This is a genomic window from Streptococcus cristatus, from assembly GCF_001588905.1.
Taxonomy (GTDB): Bacteria; Bacillota; Bacilli; order Lactobacillales; family Streptococcaceae; genus Streptococcus; species Streptococcus cristatus_N.
In genome coordinates, this window is the sequence record NZ_LAWH01000055.1 from 1 (window position 1) to 5,060 (window position 5,060).

The window sequence follows — 5,060 nt, forward strand, 5'->3', positions numbered from 1 at the left end:
GCTAAGCGACTACCATATCTCACAGGGGGCAACCCCCAACTACTTCCGGCGTTCTAGGGCTTAACTTCTGTGTTCGGCATGGGTACAGGTGTATCTCCTAGGCTATCGTCACTTAACTTGCTGAATTAACTTACAATATCTTATTGCCTTGTCAACTCAAAATTGAATAACTACTCAAACCTCACAATACTTGCCAAAAGCTGCGCTCAATGAAAATTGGATAAGTCCTCGAGCTATTAGTATTAGTCCGCTACATGTGTCGCCACACTTCCACTCCTAACCTATCTACCTGATCTTCTCTCAGGGCTCTTACTAACTTGCGTTATGGGAAATCTCATCTTGAGGTGGGTTTCACACTTAGATGCTTTCAGCGTTTATCCCTTCCCTACATAGCTACCCAGCGATGCCTCTGGCGAGACAACTGGTACACCAGCGGTAAGTCCACTCTGGTCCTCTCGTACTAGGAGCAGATCCTCTCAAATTTCCTACGCCCGCGACGGATAGGGACCGAACTGTCTCACGACGTTCTGAACCCAGCTCGCGTGCCGCTTTAATGGGCGAACAGCCCAACCCTTGGGACCGACTACAGCCCCAGGATGCGACGAGCCGACATCGAGGTGCCAAACCTCCCCGTCGATGTGAACTCTTGGGGGAGATAAGCCTGTTATCCCCAGGGTAGCTTTTATCCGTTGAGCGATGGCCCTTCCATGCGGAACCACCGGATCACTAAGCCCGACTTTCGTCCCTGCTCGAGTTGTAGCTCTCGCAGTCAAGCTCCCTTATACCTTTACACTCTGCGACTGATTTCCAACCAGTCTGAGGGAACCTTTGGGCGCCTCCGTTACCTTTTAGGAGGCGACCGCCCCAGTCAAACTGCCCGTCAGACACTGTCTCCGATAGGGATCACCTATCCGGGTTAGAGTGGCCATAACACAAGGGTAGTATCCCAACAACGCCTCCATCGAAACTGGCGTCCCGATCTCATAGGCTCCTACCTATCCTGTACATGTGGCACAGACACTCAATATCAAACTGCAGTAAAGCTCCATGGGGTCTTTCCGTCCTGTCGCGGGTAACCTGCATCTTCACAGGTACTAAAATTTCACCGAGTCTCTCGTTGAGACAGTGCCCAAATCATTACGCCTTTCGTGCGGGTCGGAACTTACCCGACAAGGAATTTCGCTACCTTAGGACCGTTATAGTTACGGCCGCCGTTTACTGGGGCTTCAATTCATACCTTCGCGTTTCCGCTAAGCACTCCTCTTAACCTTCCAGCACCGGGCAGGCGTCACCCCCTATACATCATCTTACGATTTAGCAGAGAGCTGTGTTTTTGATAAACAGTTGCTTGGGCCTATTCACTGCGGCTGACCAAAGTCAGCACCCCTTCTCCCGAAGTTACGGGGTCATTTTGCCGAGTTCCTTAACGAGAGTTCTCTCGCTCACCTGAGGCTACTCGCCTCGACTACCTGTGTCGGTTTGCGGTACGGGTAGAGTATGATACAACGCTAGAAGCTTTTCTTGGCAGTGTGACATCACTCACTCGCTACTAAACTTCGCTCCCCATCACAGCTCAACGTTACAGGTATAAGCATTTGACTCATACCACGCCTCACTGCTTAGACGTACATCCATTCGTACGCACGAGTTAGCCTACTGCGTCCCTCCATCACTTCATACTCTAGTACAGGAATATCAACCTGTTGTCCATCGGATACACCTTTCGGTCTCTCCTTAGGTCCCGACTAACCCAGGGCGGACGAGCCTTCCCCTGGAAACCTTAGTCTTACGGTGGATGGGATTCTCACCCATCTTTCGCTACTCATACCGGCATTCTCACTTCTATGCGTTCCAGCGCTCCTCACGGTACACCTTCTCCACACATAGAACGCTCTCCTACCATACCTATAAAGGTATCCACAGCTTCGGTAAATTGTTTTAGCCCCGGTACATTTTCGGCGCAGGGTCACTCGACTAGTGAGCTATTACGCACTCTTTGAATGAATAGCTGCTTCTAAGCTAACATCCTAGTTGTCTGTGCAACCCCACATCCTTTTCCACTTAACAATTATTTTGGGACCTTAGCTGGTGGTCTGGGCTGTTTCCCTTTCGACTACGGATCTTAGCACTCGCAGTCTGACTGCCGACCATAATTCATTGGCATTCGGAGTTTATCTGAGATTGGTAATCCGGGATGGACCCCTCACCCAAACAGTGCTCTACCTCCAAGAATCTTTATGTCGACGCTAGCCCTAAAGCTATTTCGGAGAGAACCAGCTATCTCCAAGTTCGTTTGGAATTTCTCCGCTACCCACAAGTCATCCAAGCACTTTTCAACGTGCCCTGGTTCGGTCCTCCAGTGCGTTTTACCGCACCTTCAACCTGCTCATGGGTAGGTCACATGGTTTCGGGTCTACATCATGATACTAATTCGCCCTATTCAGACTCGGTTTCCCTACGGCTCCGTCTCTTCAACTTAACCTCGCATCATAACGTAACTCGCCGGTTCATTCTACAAAAGGCACGCTCTCACCCATTAACGGGCTCGAACTTGTTGTAGGCACACGGTTTCAGGTTCTATTTCACTCCCCTTCCGGGGTACTTTTCACCTTTCCCTCACGGTACTGGTTCACTATCGGTCACTAGGGAGTATTTAGGGTTGGGAGATGGTCCTCCCAGATTCCGACGGGATTTCACGTGTCCCGCCGTACTCAGGATTCTGCTAGGTACAGATTCTATTTAAAATACGAGGCTCTTACTCTCTTTGGCTGACCTTCCCATGTCATTCTTCTATAAAATCTGAGTCCACATTGCAGTCCTACAACCCCGAAGAGTAAACTCTTCGGTTTGCCCTCCTGCCGTTTCGCTCGCCGCTACTAAGGCAATCGCTTTTGCTTTCTCTTCCTGCAGCTACTTAGATGTTTCAGTTCACTGCGTCTTCCTCCTCATCTCCTTAACAGAGATGGGTAACAGGTAGTACCTGTTGGGTTCCCCCATTCGGACATCCCCGGATTAGCGCTTACTTACAGCTCCCCGAGGCATTTCGTCGTTTGTCACGTCCTTCTTCGGCTCCTAGTGCCAAGGCATCCACCGTGCGCCCTTACTAACTTAACCTTATTTTTGACCTTTCGGTCTTAAACTCATTAATATTCACAGCGTTTCGGTTTATTTTCTTGTTACTATTTGATATAGTTATTCAATTTTCAATGGACAAGTTTAGAATAGTCATCACTATCCTAATGGAGCCTAGCGGGATCGAACCGCTGACCTCCTGCGTGCAAAGCAGGCGCTCTCCCAGCTGAGCTAAGGCCCCACAAGACCTCTCAAAACTAAACATGACGACCAATGGCTTCCGTTTTTCCTTAGAAAGGAGGTGATCCAGCCGCACCTTCCGATACGGCTACCTTGTTACGACTTCACCCCAATCATCTATCCCACCTTAGGCGGCTGGCTCCTAAAAGGTTACCTCACCGACTTCGGGTGTTACAAACTCTCGTGGTGTGACGGGCGGTGTGTACAAGGCCCGGGAACGTATTCACCGCGGCGTGCTGATCCGCGATTACTAGCGATTCCGACTTCATGTAGGCGAGTTGCAGCCTACAATCCGAACTGAGACTGGCTTTAAGAGATTAGCTTGCCGTCACCGACTTGCGACTCGTTGTACCAGCCATTGTAGCACGTGTGTAGCCCAGGTCATAAGGGGCATGATGATTTGACGTCATCCCCACCTTCCTCCGGTTTATTACCGGCAGTCTCGCTAGAGTGCCCAACTAAATGATGGCAACTAACAATAAGGGTTGCGCTCGTTGCGGGACTTAACCCAACATCTCACGACACGAGCTGACGACAACCATGCACCACCTGTCACCGGTGTGCCGAAGCAAAATCCTATCTCTAGGACGGGCACCGGGATGTCAAGACCTGGTAAGGTTCTTCGCGTTGCTTCGAATTAAACCACATGCTCCACCGCTTGTGCGGGCCCCCGTCAATTCCTTTGAGTTTCAACCTTGCGGTCGTACTCCCCAGGCGGAGTGCTTAATGCGTTAGCTGCGGCACTGAGTCCCGGAAAGGACCCAACACCTAGCACTCATCGTTTACGGCGTGGACTACCAGGGTATCTAATCCTGTTTGCTCCCCACGCTTTCGAGCCTCAGCGTCAGTTACAGACCAGAGAGCCGCTTTCGCCACCGGTGTTCCTCCATATATCTACGCATTTCACCGCTACACATGGAATTCCACTCTCCCCTTCTGCACTCAAGTTAAACAGTTTCCAAAGCGTACTATGGTTAAGCCACAGCCTTTAACTTCAGACTTATCTAACCGCCTGCGCTCGCTTTACGCCCAATAAATCCGGACAACGCTCGGGACCTACGTATTACCGCGGCTGCTGGCACGTAGTTAGCCGTCCCTTTCTGGTAAGATACCGTCACAGTGTGAACTTTCCACTCTCACACTCGTTCTTCTCTTACAACAGAGCTTTACGATCCGAAAACCTTCTTCACTCACGCGGCGTTGCTCGGTCAGACTTTCGTCCATTGCCGAAGATTCCCTACTGCTGCCTCCCGTAGGAGTCTGGGCCGTGTCTCAGTCCCAGTGTGGCCGATCACCCTCTCAGGTCGGCTATGTATCGTCGCCTTGGTGAGCCGTTACCCCACCAACTAGCTAATACAACGCAGGTCCATCTGGTAGTGGTGCATTTGCACCTTTTAATTGACTATCATGCAATAGTCAATGTTATGCGGTATTAGCTATCGTTTCCAATAGTTATCCCCCGCTACCAGGCAGGTTACCTACGCGTTACTCACCCGTTCGCAACTCATCCAGAAGAGCAAGCTCCTCCTTCAGCGTTCTACTTGCATGTATTAGGCACGCCGCCAGCGTTCGTCCTGAGCCAGGATCAAACTCTCATTAAAAGTTTGAGTTCTCACTCATTTCTGTCACTGACAGATTTATTGTTTCTTATTGTTCAGTACTACAACAGATGTTGTAGCGCCCTGCACATTGGTTCGTCTTGTTCAGTTTTCAAAGGTCTTTATCGCTCTCTCAAGCGACAACTATAT

The 5,060-nt window shown here is 50.3% G+C and carries 1 tRNA gene and 3 rRNA genes; all 4 read right to left on the minus strand.

What is annotated here, in order from left to right:
• Positions 1-116: ribosomal RNA gene (rrf, locus tag A0765_RS09220) — 5S ribosomal RNA — on the minus strand.
• 100 nt (positions 117-216) lie between these two features.
• Positions 217-3,114: ribosomal RNA gene (locus tag A0765_RS09225) — 23S ribosomal RNA — on the minus strand.
• 126 nt (positions 3,115-3,240) lie between these two features.
• Positions 3,241-3,313: transfer RNA gene (locus A0765_RS09230), tRNA-Ala, on the minus strand.
• A gap of 53 nt (positions 3,314-3,366) precedes the next feature.
• Positions 3,367-4,913: ribosomal RNA gene (locus A0765_RS09235) — 16S ribosomal RNA — on the minus strand.
• Together the 16S, 23S and 5S rRNA genes with 1 tRNA gene alongside form the textbook arrangement of a ribosomal RNA operon.
• Positions 4,914-5,060 lie beyond the last annotated feature (147 nt).